Annotated in this window: 6 protein-coding genes; 1 reads left to right on the top strand and 5 read right to left on the bottom strand. The window is 67.9% G+C overall.

The genetic code is table 11. The annotated features are described in order from the left end of the window. Positions 1–14: 14 nt before the first annotated feature. Genes CG716_RS06690 through CG716_RS06670 form a run of 5 tightly spaced genes read right to left on the bottom strand, consistent with a single transcriptional unit; the run spans position 15 to position 15691 of the window. Positions 15–212, bottom strand: coding sequence for an MbtH family protein (locus CG716_RS06690; RefSeq protein ID WP_094477902.1), 198 nt, complete (start codon positions 210–212; stop codon positions 15–17). Beyond that, a complete protein-coding gene (gene mbtG / locus CG716_RS06685) occupies positions 193–1485 on the bottom strand; it encodes an NADPH-dependent L-lysine N(6)-monooxygenase MbtG (protein WP_094477675.1) in 1293 nt (430 codons plus the stop codon). Before mbtG ends, CG716_RS06690 begins: the two co-directional genes overlap by 20 nt. Continuing rightward, entirely contained in the window at positions 1482–5786 is a 4305-nt protein-coding gene (locus CG716_RS06680) for a non-ribosomal peptide synthetase (RefSeq protein WP_094477900.1), read from the bottom strand. The genes mbtG and CG716_RS06680 overlap by 4 nt, the downstream gene beginning before the upstream one ends. Continuing rightward, entirely contained in the window at positions 5783–12211 is a 6429-nt protein-coding gene (locus CG716_RS06675) for a non-ribosomal peptide synthetase (RefSeq protein WP_094477673.1), read from the bottom strand. Before CG716_RS06675 ends, CG716_RS06680 begins: the two co-directional genes overlap by 4 nt. Positions 12212–12247: 36 nt before the next feature. Then, entirely contained in the window at positions 12248–15691 is a 3444-nt protein-coding gene (locus CG716_RS06670; RefSeq protein ID WP_094477671.1) for a non-ribosomal peptide synthetase, read from the bottom strand. Between the two features lie 138 nt (positions 15692–15829). Between CG716_RS06670 and CG716_RS06665 the strand changes: the two genes are divergently transcribed. Then, entirely contained in the window at positions 15830–17425 is a 1596-nt protein-coding gene (locus CG716_RS06665; protein ID WP_094477669.1) for a (2,3-dihydroxybenzoyl)adenylate synthase, read from the top strand. The last annotated feature ends 5 nt before the right edge of the window (positions 17426–17430 follow it).

Below are 17430 nucleotides of genomic sequence, written 5' to 3'. Positions count from 1 at the left end.
GAGTGTCGAGTCGCTCAGCGCAGGCTCCGCGGCCGCATGTCAGCCCAGTTCTGCTCCACGAACTGCACACACTCATCGCGCGGTGCGTCACCGAAAGCCCGCCGCCAGCCCGCCGGGATCTCGGCGAATACCGGCCACAGACTGTGCTGCTCCTCGTCGTTCACGAGAACGTAGAAGCGGCCGGCTTCGTCGTCAAAGGGGTTGGTAGTCAACATTTCTCCTGATTGTTCGGTCTATGGGATACGTGTGGGAACCGAGGCCGAGTACACGGTCGGAGAGCAGGCCCAGGCAGCTCAGGTTGGGAAATCCCGGACCCTGATTGAGCCCCGACAGGTTGGGCAGGATCAACTTCGGCCGCACCCCGGCCAGCGCCAGATCGTCACCGATCGCCTGCTGCATCCGGTCGCCGGTCAGGGGACCGTTCAACCTGACCTCGAGAAGGTCGAGCACATCCTGGCCCAGCAAAGGCAAGAACCACAGCGAGTCGGCCCCCGACCCGTCGATCACGAGGTCGAACCCGTGGACGGTCTCCAAGCGTTCGCTCTGTCGGTCGGTATGGAGGGTGATCCGGATCCGGCCGTCCGCAGCGACCCCATGGGCGACCCGGCCGCGCAGGTGCCGGATCCTGTCGTCGGCCAGCAGCGAGTCCTGAACCCGCGCCGAGAACACCCCGCGGTCGGTGCGGGCCATGACATCCCTGCGCTCGGACAGCGTCAGTCCGGCCCAGTCCGTCGGATCGCTGAACATCCTGTTCTCGAAGAAGCTCTCGCCCCGCGTGAACAACGTCGCCTGGGGTGAGATCACGGTGATCGTCGCGACCCGGTGTTTGAACAGTTCGTTGAGCATCGACGCGGCCGTCTCGCCGCCGCCGATCACGGCGACTCGTTCGGCGTCGATGCGCTGGTGCTCGGCGGCCATCCGCCAGAACTGGGCGATGGAGAGGACCTGCGGATGTCCGGGCAGCACCGATCTGTCGGGCTGGCCTGGGCCGGTGATCATCACCGCGTCGGCTTCGACGCTGTCGTCGCGGCAGTGCACCACCCATGAGCGGCCGGACAAGGACAGCCGAACGACTTCGCCGTCGACGACCTGGAGCCCAACGCTGTCGGCCACCCAGCGCAGGTACGCCGCCCAGGTCTCATGCGTCGGCGCTGGCTTGCCACGATCGACCCACTCCGCGAAGCGTCCGGTGTTCACCAGGTAGGACTGCCAGCTCAGCCGCATCATCCGCGCGTCGAGTTCGCCGTTGCGCCCGGGCAGGATCGACGAGCGGTACGGGAAGCCGACATCCTTCTCGGGGCTGGTGCCGAGCCGGTGTTGGCCGTCGGTCCAGCCGCCACCCGAGCGCCAGTTCGCCGCGACTGCTGAACGCTCGACGGCCACGACTTCCGGTGTGGCCACCCCCATGTCCCGCATCGTCGCGGCCTTGGCCGCCACCGCCACGGCTTTGGCCCCGGCCCCGATGATCGCCAGCCGTTCGGTCATTGGGGCACCCCACTGAGCTCCCGGAGGGTGTCCCGCCAGATGTCTTGCAGCGCGGCCACATCGGCCTCGCTAAAAATCTCTGGCAACGTGCGCCATTGGGTGACCAGCTTTCCGCCGGCGACCGCGGCGACCAGGGTCAGCTCGTGGCGCACCGCGACGTTCGGCTCGGTCATGATCGGGACGTGGGCGAGCAGTCCCCGGTTCAGCAGCGACCCCGCGTCGAGGTCCAGCCTGCCCAGGTAATTCAGCAGCACCTGGGGGCCGCCGAACCCGCTGAGCTGTTCGGCGGTCTCGGCTCGTAGATAACGCAGCAGCGCGTAATCAATTGGCTCCCCGTTGATCTCGGGCATCGGCTCACCGGGCCGGATACGCAGCGGATAGATGGCGCTCAGCAGGCCGACCGTGTCGTCGACCCCGGTCCGTCCGTGGCTTTCCAGCGCCACCAACGGAACCGAACCGGTGTCGCCGCGGCCGTCGCGCCAGCGGGCGATCAGCCGGGCGGTGGCATCGGCCAGCACATCCTGAATCGGCGCCGGTGCACTTAACAACGCGGCGGTGACGTCGGCCTCGGTGACCGTCACGGTGATCGCGAGGTCGCCGAATCGATCCACGTCGGGGCGGATTCGTCTGTCCCCCAAAGCCGGATCGTCGCCATTGAGTTGCGCCACCCAGAACTCGACAGTGTCCAGCTCGGCGGCGCGCTCCACGAGCCTGTGCGCCCACCGGCGATAACTGACCCGCTCGCCGCCCACCAGCGGGGATACTCCCCTGGTCGCTTCGCTCCTGCCCGCCGGTGCGCCGGCAGTCGACCAATTCGCCGTCAGCTCACCCAACACGATGCGCCAGGACGCAGGGTCCATCGCCAGCACGTGGACGACCAGAACCAGGACGCCCGCATCGCCGGGCCCGTGCAGCCACAGAGCCTCGGTGAGGTAGCCGCGCTCGGGGTCGAGCCGGTCGATCGCGGCCGGGGCATGCTCGGAAACGGCGTCGGCGATCTCACCGGAGACCTGCACCTCGGTCAGCGGAATCGTCTGCAACTCACCAGGCAGGAACGTCATCGTCGGCAGATCGAGGCGGCTGCGGAACATCTCGTGTCCGGCGGCGATGCCGTCCAGCAGTACCCGAAGCCGCTCAGCCGTGGCGTCCGGCGGCAACTGAATGGCTTCGACCTGAGCCAGGCGTCGCGGATCACCATGCTCGTAGAGCCAGTGCACAGCGGGCAAAGCCGGGATCGGCCCCTGCGGTTCAGGTCCAGCGGCGATGTGCTCGGCGATGTCACTATCCATGGCGGCGGCCAGTTCGCGCAGCGTGCCACACTCCAGGACCAGCCGCGCCCGCAGCGTCATTCCGCTGCGACGCACCGCCTGGACCAGTGACAGGGCCACAATGCTGTCCAGCCCCAGCTCCAGCAGGTCGGCGTCGATATCCACATCAGCGATGTCCAGTAGCTCCGAGACCGCTTGACCCAGAGCTACTTCCGTCGGAGTCTGGGGTCGCTCGGGGGTTTCGTCTGGAGTGAACGTGGCGGCCAGGGCGGCCTCGTCGACCTTGCCGTTGGCGGTCAGCGGGATGGTGTCGACGACGATCACCCGGTGCGGCAACATGTAGCGCGGCAGCCGGCTTCGCAACAGCGACCGCAGCTCGGCCACGGCCACATCGCCGGCGACATAGGCGTTCAGCTTTGGGCCGGCCGCCTGCCGATGCACGGCGACGTGAACGTTGCGTACGCCGGGCACTTCTTCCAGCACCGATTCGATTTCGGCAGGCTCGACGCGATACCCGCGCACCTGGATCTGGGCGTCGGCACGCCCGATGAACGACAGCGCTCCGGCAGAATCTCGGCGCACCAGGTCACCGGTGCGGTACATCCGGCCACCACCCGGCGCGGCGACGAACCGCGTCGCGGTCTCGGCGGGACGGCCCAGGTACCCCCGGGTGATCTGCTCCCCGGCCAGATACAGCTCGCCCACGACACCGTCGGGAACCGGGTGCAGCCACGAGTCGAGCACGACAGCGCTGGTCGCGCGCGTCGGGTAGCCGATCACCGGTGCGTCGTGCTCGGCGATCGCTGCCACGACGGCTTCGACGGTTGTTTCGGTTGGGCCATAACAGTTGTGGGCGGCCAGCAGCGGACCCGTGCAGGCCTTGCGAATATCTGTCCAATCCGCCGACCCGACCGCCTCTCCACCCAGGGCCAGCACCGAAAGGTTTGCGCGATCCAGCAGCCCCGCCTGGCGCAGATTGGTGAACAGCGACGGGGTGACGTCGAGCATGTCGATGCCGTACCGGTCGATGATCTCGACGAGCGCTTCGGCGTCGCGGCGGTCGGTTTCGTCGATCAGGTGCACGCTGTGGCCGAACAGCAGCCCGGCCAGCGGCTGCCAGGCGGCGTCGAATGCGAACGACCACGCGTGCCCGACGCGTAAGGGGCGGCCGAGGCGTTCGGCCGCCGGCCGCAACATGCGGTCACCGTGGTCGTCGATGTAGGCCAGCAGTGCCTGGTGGGTTCCGATGACGCCCTTGGGTTCTCCGGTGGTGCCCGAGGTGAACACCGCGTAGGCGGCTTGGTAGGGATCGGCCGGAACCGAGAATCGCGACGCTGTCTCCGACGCGGCCACAGTCTGTTCGTCGATTACGAGGACCGCACCGCTCTGGGTGAGAATCGAGTCCACCCGCCCGGCCGGCATCTCCGGTTCCAGCGGCACGTACATGCCGCCGGCCTTGAGGACGCCGAACATGGCGACCACAAAGTCCGCGCCCCGCGGCAGCCGGATCGCCACCGGGGTCTCGCGCCGCACACCGTGCTCGGCGAGCCAGCCGGCGAGGCGGTCGGACCGTTCGTGCAGTTCCTGGTAGCTCAGCTGTCCGCCGGCCCACCGCAGCGCATCCGAATCGGCATGGGCGGCAGCGGCTTCGGCGAATCGGTCGGCCACCCCGAGCGCGGGTGTGGTGCCGGCACTGACGGGGGCATCGATATGTCGGCCTTCGCCGTCGAGCAGGATGCTCACCGCACCAAGCGGGCGATCCCACATGTCGATCAGGCGCTGCATCGTGGCCAAGATCCGGGTCCCGAGCTGGTAGGGGGTCATGGGGCCGAGCGCATTGTCGGTGACCTCGACCAACAAGGTCAGTTCGGCGGTGGCTCGATACGCGGCGATGGTCACCGGAAAGTGGGTCAGGCTTTCCATCGCGGCCGGGCGAAAACTCACCTGCCCGGTGGCGAACTCCTGCCCGCCGGCGACGTCTCCGGGCGGGAAGCTCTCGTAGACCAGCAAGGTGTCGAACATCTCGCCGACCCCAGCCAGGGTCCGCAGCTGCGAATGCGTCAGATGGCTGTGGTCGCGAAGTTCGGCGGCCTCTCGCTGGAGAGTCGAACAATGCTGGGCAATAGTTTTATTGGGATCCAGAAGGACCCGAAGCGGAATGGTGTTGATGAACAATCCGACCATGGTCTCCACGCCGGCCAGGTCCGGCGGGCGTCCGGACACGGTGACCCCGAACACGATGTCGTCACGACCGGTCAGGCGGGCCAAGATCAACGCCCAGGCCATCTGCATAAGCGAGTTCAGGGTGATACCCCGCGCGCGCGCTGCGGCGGCCAGTTGCTCGGCTTCGGCATCTGGCAGCGTTAGCTTCGTTTGCCTGGGCAGACCCGAACCGCCGCCACCGAGTGCCGGCGAGAGCAGCGTCGGCTCTGGCAGCCCCGCCAGGTGCTGACGCCAGATCTGTTCGCCGACTTGGGGATCACGGTCGGCAAGCCAGCCGATGTAGTCGCGATACAACCGAGGCTCGGGCAGCACTCCGGGGCTACCGCCGGCCCGGTACAGCGTGAGCATTTCACCGATGAACACCGGCAGCGACCAGCCGTCGATCACGATGTGATGCGCGGTGACCACCAAACGCCAACGCTGACTGGGCAGTTCGATGAGCAGGAAGCGAATCAACGGGCCGTCGTGCAAGCTGAAGGGCCTGCTTCGTTCGCGCTCTTTGAGCGCGGCTGCCGCCACGTCATCATCGGCACGTACCTGCAGCCACGGCAGTTCGACAGCGGCGGGGATGATCTGGACCGGGTGCGGAAGATCCTGATGCCAGAAGCTCGCGCGCAGGTTGGGGTGACGTACCAGCATCGCCGCCGCACACTCACGCAGTAGCGCGACGTCGAGCGGCCCCGTGACATCGGCGGCCATCGCGATGACGTAGGGGTCGTCGGCGTCGGCTCCGATCAGCGTGGCGTGCGAGTACAGCCCCAACTGGAGCGGCGACAGCGCCAGTACGTCTTCGATATCGGCACTTGTCACGACTGGCGTGCCTTCGACCACGACGATTTGAGCGCGTCCAGATCGCCCGTCGACAGTCCCGACACGCTCATCGGCCGGTGGCGTGTGTCAGCGCGCTCCGCAGCGTCGCCCAGCTCTGCCTGGGTGTCGACCGCACCGGCCAGCAGCGCGACGGTGGGGTACTCGAAGATCATCCGGGGATGGACCGTCAATCCGGCGGCGCGCATCCGGGCGGCGAGTTGCACCGACAGGATGCTGTCCCCGCCGACCGCGAAAAAGTCGTCGTCCCTGCCGATCCCGGCGACTCCGAGCAACTGTTCCATGGCGATGGCGACCGCTCGCTCGGTGTCGGTTCGGGGCGGCTCACTGATTCCCCTGGTGTGCACCTCGGGTCGGGGCAGCCCGGGCCGGTTCAGCTTTCCGGATTCCGTCGCCGGCATCAAGTCGAGCACCGTGATCGTTGCCGGGATCATGTAGCCCGGCAGTGCCGCAGACACCGACTCGCGCACCGCCGAGGCGAATGCCGCCGGGTCGTCCACTGGCGCATGGGGCACCACGTAGCCGGCCAGGGTGGCGCCGCCTGGTCCGTCCCAGGTGCATGCAGCAGCGACGGCCACCCCATCGGCGGCCTTGAGGGCGACCTCCACCTCGGCGAGCTCGACACGGAATCCGCGCACCTTGACCTGGTGGTCGGTGCGGCCGACGAATTCGATCCGGCCGTCCTCGGTCCAACGCCCCCGGTCCCCGCTGCGGTAGAAGCGCGAACCCGGCTCACTGGCATAGGGATTCGGGATGAACCGCGCCGCCGTCAAACCCGGCTGCTTCCAGTAGCCGCGCGCGATCTGCTCCCCCGCGTAGTACAACTCCCCGACCACCCCCACCGGTACCGGCTGCAGCGCGTCGTCGAGAAGATAGACCTGCGAGCCTTCCATCGGCTTGCCCAGCTTGGGGGTGGGCAGGTCGAGCGGGCCGCGGATCAGCGCGCCCGAGGTTTCTGTGGCGCCGATAGCGTTCAGCAGTTCGGTGGTCGTGCTGTCGCCGACACAAGCGACCAGCCGCTGCAGCAGCGAGACGTTGACCGGCTCGCCACAGGTCACCAGCCGGCGCAGCCCCCGGACGGCATCCGGGGTGCTGTCGACGAGTGCGGACACCAAGCTGGCAACCCCGGTGACCTGAACCACCGAGTGCCGCTCAATCAGCCCAGCCAGCGCCTCGGCATCGCGGTGCTCGACGTCGTCGGCGACGATCAGCGTCGAGCCGGCAACCAGGCCGGCCAGTGTCTCGATGCAACCCTCCAGGAAGGTCATCGGCGCCTGCGCCAGCCGGATGTCCTCGCCGGCCACCGGGTAGTGCTTGAGCTGCCAGGTCAACCGGGTACTCATCGCCCGGTGCGTACCCACCACCCCCTTGGGCTTTCCGGTGGACCCCGAGGTGAACATCAAATACATCGGGTCATCGGGCCGCGGCGGCGCCAGCGGCGCGACCGGGTCGGTGGCGTCCAGCTCGGCGCGGACCGCCGGGTCGTCGGTCGAGATGAGCGTGACCCCGTCTGTGGCCGGCATCGCGTCGGCAGCTTCCGCGGTGACCACGACGACCTTGGGCGCGACGTCGTCGAGCATCAGCTGCTTTCGCGTCACCGGATAGCCGGGGTCCAGCGGGAAGAAGCCGGCACCGGCTTTCATGATGCCCACCAGGGCGACCACCAGATCGATACCGCGTCGCATCGACATCCCCACCAGCGAGCCCGGCTGGACCCCGTGGCGCGCCAGAAGGTGTGCGAATCGGTCCGAACGGTGGTGCAGCGCAGAGTAATCGAGTTGTTGGTCGCCGCAGCGCAGCGCGACTCGACCCGTGCCCCACGCCCGGCTAGCCTCGAGCAGCTCGGGAACCGTGCGGGCCCGGTCGGCGGGCGACACGGGTCCGCGGCTCTGCGCGAGCACCTGGTCGTACTCGAGATCGTCGAGCAGGTTGACGTCGCGCAGGCTGGTGTCGGCGTCCGTGGCGAAGACCTCGATGACCCGGCCCAGCCAGGCGGTGAATCGCTGCATCGTCGACGGTTGGTAAAGCTCGGTGCGGTAGATGACGTGGCCGCGGTAGCCGTCGTCGCCGACGAAAAAGTTGACGCTCAAATCGGCGTGCGCGACGTCGAATGTCGGCTCCAGTGCGGTGAATCGGGTCTCCCCGTCCGCACCGGCCTCGATCAGCTGGTTCTCGGGCAGCTCCTCGCGGACGTGCACGACGACCTGGAACAGCGGGTTTCGCGACAACGACCGCACCGGGTTGACCGCGTCGACCACCCGGTCGAACGGAAGGTCTTGGTTGGCATAGGCGGCCAAGGCCATGTCCCGGGCGCGCACCAGCGTCTCCCGCAGCGTCGGATTGCCCGAAAGATCGTTGCGCAGCACCAGGATGTTGACGAAAAAGCCGACCAGCGAGTCTAATTCGGTGTCGGTACGGCCGGCCACCGGCGTGCCCAGCGGGATGTCCTGGCCGCCACCGGCTTTGCTCAGGACAACAGCGACGGCGGTCTGCAGCAGCATGAACTCGGTGATGCCGAGCTCCCGGCTGAGTGCGGTGAGCCGCTCGCGCACCTGAGCGTCGAACCGCAGCGGAATGGCCGCGCCCGAGCCACCGGCCATCGGCGGCCGGGGCAGATCCGGCCGTAGCCCGGTGTCCTCGGGCAGCCCGTCGAGCTGCCGGGTCCAGTACTGCCGCTGGGCATCCATGAGTTCGGTATCGGAGAGCAGCTCGACCTGCCAGGCCGCGTAATCGCGATACTGGATGGGCAGCGGCTGCCAAGACGGCGCACTCCCCTGCCGACGTGCGCGATACGCCGTGAGTACATCGGTGAACAACACACCGGCCGACCAGTGGTCGGCGGCAATGTGGTGCACGACCATCGACAACACGATTTCACCGGGCGTGCTCAGCACCGCGATGCGGATGGGCAGTTCCGCTTCGAGCTCGAAGCGGTGCGCGCGCTCGGCATCGAGTTGCGCTGTGAGCCAATCCCCGTCAGGCCCGCGGAGATGCCGGACACCGATCGCGTCTGCATCCTCGAGAACCTGGTGGGGAACACCGTCGATCTCGCGGTAGACGGTCCGCAGGATCTCGTGACGGGTGACCACGTCCCTGACGGCGGCGACGAGTGCGTCGACGTCGCACGGACCTGTCAATCGCGCGGCGAACGGGATGTTGTTCACCGGGCTCGGACCGTCGACGCGGTACTGGAACCAGCTTCTCAGCTGCGCGGCCGACAGCGCCGCACGCTGGCTATCGGCGCGGGCGACAAGCGCGGGCCGGGCTGAATTCGGTTGGCCCTTGCGCAATTCGTCGATCAGTGTAGCCAGCTCGCCGACGGCGCCGTGTTCGAAGACGTCCCGCACGCCGACCTCGACACGGCAGTCCTCGCGGATCGCGGCCACCAGTTTTGTCGCCAGCAGCGAGTGCCCGCCGAGGGCGAAGAACGAGTCGTCACAGCCGACTTCGTCGGCGCCGAGCAACCGCGCAAACAACGCGGCGACCTCACGCTCGGTTTCGGTGACGGGCGCGCGATACTCGACCGCGGGTCCGATCTCCGGCTCGGGCAGTGCCGCGCGATCAAGCTTGCCGTTGGCGGTCACCGGAACGTCTTCGACGACAACGTATGCGGCTGGGACCATGTAGTCGGGCAGTGCGGCAGCCACTCTGGCCTTGATCCGCTCGATGTCCACGAACTCACCGGGTGCGGGTGTCATATACGCGATCAGGCTCTTCCCGATCTGCGGCAGCTCGGCCGCGATCACCACCGCGTTGCCGACGCTGGGATCCACAGTGACCGCAGCGGCCACCTCGCCGAGCTCGATGCGGAAGCCGCGGATCTTGACCTGTTCGTCGGCGCGACCGACGAATTCGAGATCGCCGTTGTGATTTCGCCGGGCCAGATCGCCGGACCGGTAGAGCCGTCCGCCCGGGTTGAATGGGTCGGCGACGAACCGCTCGGCCGTCAACACCGGACGGTTGTAGTAGCCGTGCGCCAGTTGCGTTCCACCGATGTAAATTTCGCCGATCACGTCGACCGGAACGGGCCGCAGTGCGTCGTCGAGAAGGTGGATCGTGGTGTTGATCTTGGGTGTGCCGATCGGCACGACACCGGGGCCCTGGCGGCCCTCGACCTTGAAACGGGAGGCGTTGATGACCGTCTCGGTGGGCCCGTAGAAGTTGTGCAGCAACGCGTCGAAAGTGGCGTGGAACTTGTCGGCCAGCTCGCCCGGCAGGGCTTCGCCGCCGATCGGAACGCGGCGCAGCGTGCGCCACTGCTCGACACCGGGAAGCGAGAGGAACAGCCCGAGCAGCGACGGCACGAAGTGCATTGAGGTGATGGCTTCGCGCTGCAGGAGGTCGGTGAGGTAGCCGATATCCCGCAGCCCGTCGCCGCGCGGTATCACCAGGCGGGCGCCCTGTGCCAGGACACCGAAGATCTCGCCGATAGACACATCGAAACTCGGTGAGGCGACCTGCAGGAGCCGGTCGTCCGGGCCGATCTGGTACTCCTGCGCGAACCACCGGAAGTAGTCGGCAACCGGCCGATGCGGGACCGGGACACCTTTAGGCAGTCCGGTCGATCCCGATGTGTAGATGAGGTAGGCCGTGTTGTCAGGTCCTAACGGCCGCAGCAGATCCGAGGGTGCGGGGTCTCGGGCCGGCAGATCCTCAGTTCCGGCGATCGGCTCGCGCACCACCATCTTGGGGTCGGCGTCGGCGAGGATGTAGGCGATGCGGTCGGCTGGGTACTCGGGATCGACGGGCAGGTAGACCGCGCCCGCCTTGGCGATGCCGAGGGCGGTGATCACCAACTCGGGGGACTTGTCCAGCAACACCGCGACCCGGTCTTCGGCGCCGATACCCTGCGCGACGAGCCAGTGTGCGTGGCGGTTGGCCGCCTCGTTGATCTCGCGGTAGGTGTAGCGGCGGCCCTCGTAGGCGACGGCCGTGGTGTCCGGCTGCCGGGACGCGCGCTCGGCGATCAGGTCGCCCAGAGTCATTGCCGGGCAGTCGAAAGGCTCGCCGTGGGACACCTGATAGAGCCACGCGGCGTCAGCTTCGTCCAGCAGGGCCAGGTCAGCTAGGACGCGATCAGGCGCCGCAAGCGCGTCGTCGAGGAGCACGGTGAAGCTGTCTAGAAATTGCCGGGCCAGACGGGGGTCGATCATCTCGGTCAGGTATTCGACTTCCACCTCGGCCTCGCCGCCGGTCAACTCGACCATGACACCCAATGGCAGCTGCGCGAACTGGCCACGGAACTCGGCACGCCTGCACTCGACACCGGGCGGGTTGAAGCCGTCGCCCCCCGGTTCCCGCATACCGAAGCCCACCCGTGCCATCCGTTCGACGCCGTAGCGGCGGTCCGGATTGAGTTCACGAACGACTCGGTCGAGGTTGACGCGCTGATGCGCGAAGGCGCCCACCGCCGCGTCGCGGGCCTCCGACACGAGTTCGCGGAAAGTGCCCCAGCGGTTCGGGCGCATCCGCAGTGCGACTGTGTTGCCGTAATAGCCGATGACGTCGCCGGAGTTTCGGTTGAGGACCGGTGCGGCGACCAGGAAGTCGTCGGCGTGGGTGTAGCGATGCACCAGCGCCGAGAACGCTGCCAGCAGCACCATGTAGGGGGTGGCGCCGGTGTCCTGCGCGAGCTTCGTCACCGCGCCGACGGCGTCGGCGCTCAATCGGCTGGTGCACCGCTGCGCGCGCCAGGCCGCCGGCACCGCCGAACCTTTGGGGCCGGGCAGTTCCAGCGGCTCTGGCGGGTCGACGAGCAACGCGCGCCAATACTCCACGTCGGCATCGTCAGTGCCGGAGGCCGGGGACTCCGGCACTGACGCCGGAGCGAGCACGTCGCCCTGGTAGGCCCGGGTGAGGTCGGCGAAGAAAATCTGCCAGGACGCGTCGTCCCACGCGATGTGATGAGCCACGAGGAGCAGCACGTACTCACCCGGCCCGACGCGGGCGAGCGTGATGCGCAGTGGCGCTTCAGTACTGAGATCGAACGGGGTTGTGAACGCGCGCTGCGCGAGAACGTCCAGCCGCAGCCCGAGAGCTTGTGGGCTGAGCTCGGACAGATCGTGTTCGGCCCACCCCGGTGTCAGATCGTCGTGGACGACCGGCTGCGGTTCGCCGTCGATGCCGGTGCAGTACGTGGTGCGCAGCACCGGGTGGCGCGCCGCGACGGCGTCTACCGCGGCGCGCAGCCGGGCCGCGTCGATGTCACCTGCCAGGCGGTATGAGACAGCGACGTTCAGCAGCGCACCGGTGGCATCGATGGACTGGACGAACCACATCCGGCGTTGACCATCGGTCATCGCCTCAGGGTCCACCGCCGCCTTCGGCTCCGCCAGGAGGCCACGCTGGGCAAGCTTGTGGCGCAACAACTCCAGGCGCTGCTGCTCGGTGGCAAGGGTCTCTGTCATCGGATGTCCTCTGGTGGATGATCGTCGGGCGCGGCGTCAGCCCGGTAGCCGCTGTCCGGACCGGCCACCGGCTCTGGTGAGTTCCAAGGCCACATCGGCGGTGTCCATACCGGTCACTTCGAGATACAACTCGGCGATCTCGTCCAGCCGCTCAGCGGGTTCGATCTCACGCAGCCGGTTGGCCAGGCCTTCGATTGTGCGCGTGGCGAAGAAATCGGCGACGCTCACCTCCGAGATGTCCAGCCACTGTCTGATCCGGGCCACCACGGTGGTGGCCAGTACGGAATCGCCTCCTACCGCGAAGAAGTCGTCGTCGACTCCGAGCCGTGCCACACCAAGAACACTGGTGATGATCGCCGCCAGTGCCGACTGCAGCGGGCCTGTCGCGGGCCGATGGCCCGCAGCGGATTCGGCACTCTCGGCAAGTTGTCGTGCGACGGTGCGGCGGTCGACTTTGCCGCCGACCGTGTAGGGAATGCGATCCAACACCTCGATGTGCTGGGGAATCATGTGCGGCGGAAGCTCTTTGGCGAGCTGTCCGCGAAGTGAGTCGATCGCGGCCGAACCCCGTGTCAGGGCTACGGCCGCCGCCAGCCGGTCGTGGGGTGCGGCGCCGCCGGGGATGGTCACCGCGACGGCGCCGAGCACACCCGGCAAGCGCTGCAATGCCGTCTCGACCTCGCCCAGTTCGACGCGGTAGCCGCTGATCTTGACGCGGTGGTCGGCTCGGCCGACGAATTCGCAGGTGCCGTCCGGCCAGTAGCGGGCGAGATCGCCGGTGCGGTACCAGGTGATGCCGTCGTGCACGACGAATTTCTCAGCGGTCAAGTCGGGCCTGCCCCGGTAGCCGCGAGCGATACCGCGTCCGCCGATCCACAGCTCGCCGACGACCCAGTCGGGGCAGTCGTCGCCGTCCGCAGCCACAACGCGGCAGTGGTTGTTCGGCAGGGGTTTTCCGAACGGCATCGCGGTCCAGTCCGCGGGAACGTCGGTCACTTCGCAGATCGTGTTGTGGATCGCGGTCTCGGTGGCCCCGCCGAGACCGGCGAAACGCACCCCGGGAGCGAGCTCGCGCAGCTGCCTGGCCATCGCCGCGCCGACCCAGTCCCCGCCGGTGGGCACCACCCGCAGCGTCGGCAGCGGGCCGGCTACCTCGAGCAGCATGGCCAGCCAGCCGGGCAGGAAATGCAACGCTGTGACGCGGTGCGTATCAATGAGCCGCACCCAGTGGTCGGGGTCGCGGCGATGTTCCTCGTCGACCACGACGATCGCGCCGCCGGTGGCCAGGGTCGCGAAGATATCGAGCACCGAGATGTCGCATTCCAGCGTCGACAGTGCCAGACAGCGGTCATCGGGCCCGAGCCCGAAGTGCCCGGTGATGAATTCGACGGTGTTCATCGCGGCGTCGTGGCTGACCTCGACGCCCTTGGGCTCGCCGGTCGAGCCGGAGGTGAACAACACGTAGGCGATTCGGTCGGGATCGCCTGTCGCCGGTTTTAATTCGATTCCGTCGCCGGCAGCGATCGCCTCGGCGACTGTCATCACCGGCACCGCTACGTCAGGCAGCTCGGTGCCGCACACCAGTGCGAGATCAACGGAACCGCCGGCGATGATCCGTTGCGCCCGTTCGTGCGGCTGGTCCGCGCCGATGGGCAGGTACACGCCACCGGCTGCGTGAATCCCCAGCAACGCCGGCACCTGCTCGGCAGTCTTGGGGCCCAGTACCGCAACGGTTCCCCCGTCCGGCAGGCCGCCAGCACGCAGCGCGGCAGCCACCGCGAGCGCCTGCCGAGACAGCTGTTGATAGGTCAGATCACCCATGCTGCTGAAAACTGCTGGGGCGTTTGGAACTTCGGCCGCGATGTCGAAGAAGCCGTCGTGCAGCATTCGTCCGCTGGGGACGGTGCTCGTCGTCACCGACTCCCGGGTCTGCAGCTGTTGCACCGGCACCCGGGGTGGTCTCGGCGCGTCCCAGGCATCGCAGTCATGAGCCAGGCGCAGCACTTCGTCGATGTGATGCGCGAACATCGCGTCGATCACGCCCGGGCAGAACGCCGCCTCCCGGACATCCCAATTCAGCAGGATGCCGCCGTTGAATTCGGTCACCTGGGCATCGAGCAGGACCTGCGGGCCCTGGGAGATGATCCATTCCGGTGAACCGAATTGTGTTGTCACCTCGGGACTGAACAGTTCACCGAGGCCGAGCGCACTGGTGAACACCACGGGCGCGAGCACCTGTGTGCCGCGGTGGCGGCTGAGATCCCGCAGGACCGACAGGCCCGGATACGACGCGTGCGCGGCCGCCTCGTGCATGGTGTCCTGCACCGCGCGGGCTCGCTCGATCGGGGTGCCGGCGGCGGCGAGGTCGATGTCGAGCAGCAGTGACGAGGTGAAGTCACCGACCACCCTGTCGATGTTGGGGTGTAGCGGCTCGCGCCCGAACAGCGGGACGTTGAGCAGGAACCGCGGATCGGCGGACCACCCGGCCACCGTGTCGGCGAACGAGGCCGCCAGGGTCATCGCCGGCGTCACCCCCCGCCGCCGGGCGCGGTTGAACAGGCCGTCACGGGTCTGCGGATCCAGCCAGTGCCACCGGCGGCCTGGGCGGTATGGATCGCGCTGGCGGGTGACCGGCACCAGCGGCAGTGTCGGCGCGTCTGGCAGGTCAGGCAGCTTCTCGGCCCACCACTGCCGATCGGCGTCGATTCTGTCCGACGGCGAAAGTTGTTGCCGGTACTGCTGATAGGTGTAGCCGATCTCCATGAGCTGATCACCGCGATACAGCGCCGCAAGATCGGCCATCAGACACCGGTAACTCATCGCATCGGCGGCCTGCATATCCAGGTCGACATGTAGTCGGGTGCGTTCGCCCGGCAGCTGAGTCAATGTCAACTCGAGTACCCGGTTATGCAGCTGTTGGCGCGACTTGGCCACACGGATGGCGGCCAACCGTCGTTCGACCGCAGCGTCGTCGCGATCGCGCAGGTCTTCGACCACCACCGGCAGCGGGTCCTGGCGGGCACCGGTCTGCTGGGTGCCGTCGGGCAGGAACTCCACCCGCAGCATCGGATGGCGTTCTGCCAGTTGGGTGGCGGCCCGCCGGATCTGCTCTGGATCGACCGCGGCGCCGTCGAACTCGGCGTAGAGATGGCCGGCCACTCCGCCCAGCGGTTGGCCGGCATGCCTGCCGATCCACATCGCATGTTGCATCGGTGCCATGCCGAACGGTTCTCCGTCGGCCGACTGGGGCGCCGCGGGTGCCGGATCGACAGGGGCGGCGGGGGTCAACAGCTCGGCCCAGGCACGGACGGAAGGGGCGGCGGCGAGGCGGGCGAAGTCGATGTCGAACCCGGCCTGGCGCCAACGCCCGGCCAGCGACATCATCCGGATCGAGTCGAGGCCCTGCGCGATCAGGTCGCCGTCCGGATCGATGTCGGCGTGGCCGACGCCGAGCAGTTCGGCGACCCGCTCGGTGATCATGGCCGCTTCCGAACCCCCCGTAGGTGGGGAGCCGTCCTCAGCCGCGGTCACTGTCACCTCCTACATCGGTAGCCTGCCCTAACTTTGGGAAGGCTACCCTATGCTGGCGGGGCGGATACGCCTACGTCAGGGAGCGCAATGACCGGATTCACGTCCTTCCCGCCGGACCGCGCCGACGCCTACCGCGAGGCGGGTTACTGGACCGGTGAGCCGCTCGACCAGATCCTCCGATCGGCCGCTGCGCAATGGCCGGACCACCCGGCTGTTGTCGATGAGCGGAGCAGCCTCACCTATGCCGAACTGGACCGATGCGCCGATGCCGCGGCCGCGGGACTTCTCGCACGGGGAATCGGCGATGGGCAGAGCGTGCTGGTGCAGCTGCCGAACAGTTGCCAATTCGCGGTGGCACTGTTCGCGCTCCTGCGCGCAGGCGCACTGCCGGTCATGTGCCTGCCCGGCCATCGAGATGCCGAACTGGCGCATTTTCTCGACGTCAGTGGTGCGACCGGAATCATCGTGGGTACCGGCCCCGGTTTCGACTACAGCGCGATGGCCGAGCGGCTGCTCGACCGCGCCAACCAGCTCAGGCACATCATCGTCGACGGCGACGCCGGCCCGCACATCTCGTGGTCGCAGCTGTGCGCCGGCGACGGACACCCGCCGCAACGGCACCCTGACACCAACACTCCCGCCCTGTTGTTGGTGTCCGGCGGCACGACGGGTGCGCCGAAGTTGATCCCCCGGACTCACGACGACTACGTCTACAACGCCACGGCCAGCGCGCGGCTATGCCAGCTGACCCACTCCGACGTGTATCTGGTCGCACTGCCGGCCGGCCACAATTTCCCGCTGGCGTGTCCCGGTCTGCTCGGGGCGATGACGGTCGGGGCGACCGTCGTGTTCGGGACGGATCCCAGCCCGGAAGCCGCGTTCGCCACGATCGCCCGGCACGGAGTCACCGCGACGGCGCTGGTGCCCGCGCTGGCGCGGCTGTGGGCGCAGGCCTGCGCCTGGGAGGACCAGCGCCCGACCAGTCTTCGGCTGCTGCAAGTGGGCGGGGCCAAGCTGGCCGCCGACGACGCCCGGCACATCCGGTCCGAGCTCACCCCCGGACTGCAGCAGGTGTTCGGGATGGCCGAAGGGCTGCTGTGCTACACGCGGATTGGGGATCCCGACGAGGTCGTCGAGCACACCCAGGGTAAGCCGCTGGCCGAGGACGACGAGGTGCGCATCGTCGACGACGCCGGTATCGCCGTACCTGACGGTGAGTCCGGCGAATTACTGGTGCGCGGGCCGTACACGATCAACGGGTACTTCCGGGCCGAGGCACAGAACCAGCGTTCGTTCACCCCGGACGGCTTCTATCGCAGCGGCGACAAGGTGCGTCGATTCGCCAACGGGTATCTGGAAGTCACCGGCCGTGTCAAGGACGTCATTCTGCGGGCCGGCGAGACCGTGTCAGCCCTGGACCTGGAGAGCCACCTGCTGACTCATCCCGCTGTCTCCGCGGCGGCCGCGGTCGGCCTGCCCGATCCTTACCTCGGTGAGAAGATCTGTGCGGTAATCGTTTTTCGGGGCAACGCGGTCTCGCTGTCAGATCTCAACGATCATCTCAACGCCCGCGGTGTTGCCGTGCACTGCCGCCCGGACATGATCGCGCCGATGCCGGCGCTGCCGACGACCGCAGTGGGGAAGGTCGACAAACGCGCCATCGTCGCGCAGCTGTGCCCCTAGATCCG

Origin of the sequence: Mycolicibacterium sphagni, from assembly GCF_002250655.1 — a bacterium.
GTDB lineage: Bacteria > Actinomycetota > Actinomycetes > Mycobacteriales > Mycobacteriaceae > Mycobacterium > Mycobacterium sphagni.
This window is presented reverse-complemented; position numbering and strand designations above follow the sequence as displayed.